Origin of the sequence: Streptomyces sp. MK37H (assembly GCF_018035285.1) — a bacterium.
GTDB classification, from domain to species: domain Bacteria; phylum Actinomycetota; class Actinomycetes; order Streptomycetales; family Streptomycetaceae; genus Streptomyces; species Streptomyces endocoffeicus.
In genome coordinates this window covers 1-3,048 of sequence record NZ_JAAAYH010000689.1, presented here as the reverse complement: position 1 = coordinate 3,048, position 3,048 = coordinate 1, and the positions used below count along the sequence as shown (strand labels likewise).

Sequence of the window (3,048 nt, the reverse complement as noted above, 5' to 3'; positions counted from 1 at the left end):
GAGGGGAAAGCGCCGATATGCGGCGCCGCGTGGTCCCCCGGACACCCCGTAGGGCCCGGCGGCTCCGAACTCTTGGGCCGGAGGCCCAACGGCCTCAGCCGCGGTCCGGGACGCAGCGGCCGTCCTCGGTGCGGTAGCTCCACCGGGCGCCGTCGCGCACCAGCTCCTTCACGGCGCCCACGAACCGCTCCACATGCTCGTCCGGGGTGCCCGCCCCGAAGCTGACCCGGATCGCGTTCAGCGACCGCTCCCCCGGCGCGGCCTCGGGCGCGCCGCACTCGCCCGGCTCGTCGGGCTCGCTGTCCAGCAGGGTGCGGACCAGCGGATGGGCGCAGAACAGCCCGTCGCGTACGCCGATGCCGTACTCCGCGGAGAGCGCCGCCGCGAAGTGGGAGCTGTTCCAGCCCTCCACCACGAACGACAGCACGCCGACCCGGGGCGCGTCGTCGCCGAACAGCGAGAGCACCCGCACCTCGGGCACCTCGGCCAGCCCCGCCCGCACCTTCTCGATCAGCTGCCGCTCACGGGCGACCAGGCCCTCGAAACCGGCCTCGGTCAGCGCCTTGCAGGCCGACGCGATCGCGTAGACGCCGATGACGTTCGGCGAGCCCGCCTCGTGCCGGGCGGCGGTGGTGTGCCACTCGACGTCAACGCCGCCGTCCTCCCTGCGCGTCACCTTACGGCTGGCGCCGCCGCCCGCAAGATACGGCCGGGCCTCCCGCAGCCAGTCCGCCCGCCCGGCCAGCACCCCGGCCCCGAAGGGCGCGTACAGCTTGTGCCCGGAGAAGGCCACCCAGTCGAGGTCCGCCTCCGCGATGTCCACGGGGTGGTGCGGGGCCAGTTGCGCGGCGTCCAGGACGATACGGGCGCCGTGGGCGTGCGCGGCCGCGGCCAGCTCCCGCACCGGCCACAGCTCGCCGGTCACATTGGACGCGCCGGTCACGCACACCAGCGCCGGGCCCCCGTCGCGCCCCGCGAGCGCCTTCTCCAGCGTCTCCACCGCCTGCCGCGGGGAGCGCGGGGCGCTGAGGTAGCGGACGGTGACGTCCTCCCGCTGCTCCCACGGCAGCAGCGAGGCGTGGTGCTCGGTCTCGAAGACGAAGACCTCGGTGCCCCGGGGCGCCACGGCGGCCAGGAGGTTGAGCGAATCGGTGGTGGAGCGGGTGAAGACGACCTGGTCGTCCTCGCGGCAGCCCAGGAAGGCGGCGACGTCCTTACGGCTGTTCTCGAAGAGGTCGGTGGACAGCTGCGAGAGGTAGCCCGCCCCGCGGTGCACGCTGCCGTAGTACGGCGCGTAGGCGGCGATGTCGTCCCAGACCCGCCGCAGCGCGGGGGCGCTGGCGGCGTAGTCGAGCGCCGCGTAGGTCACCTCACCGCCGGTGACCAGGGGGACCAGGACATCGCTGCCCAGCACGGGCAGCGGCGCACAGGCGGCGGCGGAGGAATCGGCGGTGGTGGAAGCGGTAGCAGAGGCGGAGGCAGAGGCAGAGACGGTGGCAGCAGGGCGCGCGGACATGGCGAAGTCTCCCGAAGGGGTCGAAGGAATGCGTGACGCGCACGGAAACGGCGGCGGCGAGCCGGCCGTAAGGGCGCGGAAAATCGCTCGACGCGCGGCCGCACCGCGCGGAGCACATGGAGGAGAGACGGGGCCGCTCGGCCCTAGCGCATTCGCTGCATCACGGAAGAACTCCCTCGACCACCAGGACCCCCAGTGCGAGGGGTCCGCGCTTGCCGCCGGCCTCGCTGCCTGGCGGCCTGGTCATCACCCGGGGCACCCCGCCACGGACGGAGGGTTGCCGGACAGCAGGCCGGGGCCGTAGTCGCTGTCGCTCGTGACCTGGGCAGGAGTATGCCATGTCAGACGCCGGCGCCCATGCCCTGTCCGTATCCCGGACAGACCATGGGCGCCGTAAGGCGTTCGCCGGACCACGACTGCGCCGCTGACGATCGACGGCATATCAGGGCACTCCCAGCGGGGCGCTCAGGCGTGGGTGGCCCGGACCCATCGCTCCAGGACGTCGCGCGCCGCGCCCGAGTCGATCGACTCGGCGGCCCGCGCGACACCCGCCCCGATCCGGTCCGTCAGGGGCTTGTCCCCCGGGTCCCGCTCGAGCGCCACCAGCGCCGCCGCCGAGTTCAGCAGCACCGCGTCCCGTACCGGGCCCCGCTCGCCCGCCAGCAGCCGGCGGGCCACATCGGCGTTGTACGAGGCGTCAGCGCCCCGCAGGGCCTCCACGGGGGCCCGCTCGACACCCACGTCCCGGGGGTCGAAGGTCTCCTGGCGCACGGCGCCGTCCCGGACCTCCCACACCTGGGAAGTCGTGGTCACGGTGAGCTCGTCCAGCCCGTCGTCGCCCCGGACGACCAGCGCGGAGGAGCCGCGCTCGGCCAGCACCCCGGCGATGATGGGCGCCATACGGGCGTCGGCGACCCCGGTCGCCTGGCAGGTGACCTTCGCCGGGTTGGTCAGCGGGCCGAGCAGGTTGAACGGGGTGGCGACGCCCAGCTCGCGGCGGGCCGAGGCGACATGCCGCAGCGACGGGTGGAACTTCACCGCGAAGCAGAAGGTGATCCCCGCCTCCTCGGCGACCTCGACCACCCGCTCGGGGGTGATGTCCAGATTGACGCCGAGCTTCTCCAGGACGTCGGAGGCGCCGCTGGCGGAGGACGCGGCGCGGTTGCCGTGCTTGACCACCCGCGCGCCGGTACCGGCGACGACCAGCGCGGACATGGTGGAGATGTTGACGGTCTTGGCGCGGTCGCCGCCGGTGCCCACGATGTCCACGGTCGCCCCGGGCACCTCGATCACCCGGGCGTGCTCGTACATGGCCCGCACCAGACCGGCCACCTCGGAGACCGTCTCGCCCTTGGCGCGCAGCGCGATCGCGAAACCGGCGATCTGGGCGTCGGTGGCCTCGCCCCGCATGATCCGGTCCATGGCCCAGGCGGTGTCGTCGGCATCGAGGTCCCGGCCGGCGATCAGCGAGCTCAGTACGTCCGGCCAGGTGCGGGCCGTCGCGGTGCTGTCGCCTCCGGCGGGGGTCACAA

General features: G+C 73.9%; 2 protein-coding genes and 1 riboswitch. Both genes read right to left on the bottom strand.

Annotated features, from left to right (window positions below):
- Positions 1–94 precede the first annotated feature (94 nt).
- Positions 95–1,516, bottom strand: a complete 1,422-nt coding sequence (locus tag GWI24_RS42755; protein WP_210951409.1) for an aminotransferase class V-fold PLP-dependent enzyme — start codon at positions 1,514–1,516, stop codon at positions 95–97.
- A 203-nt stretch (positions 1,517–1,719) separates the two neighbouring features.
- Positions 1,720–1,838: riboswitch (SAM riboswitch) on the bottom strand.
- A gap of 143 nt (positions 1,839–1,981) precedes the next feature.
- On the bottom strand, positions 1,982–3,046 hold the full coding sequence (gene trpD, locus GWI24_RS42750; protein ID WP_210951408.1) for an anthranilate phosphoribosyltransferase: 1,065 nt from the start codon (positions 3,044–3,046) through the stop codon (positions 1,982–1,984).
- Positions 3,047–3,048 lie beyond the last annotated feature (2 nt).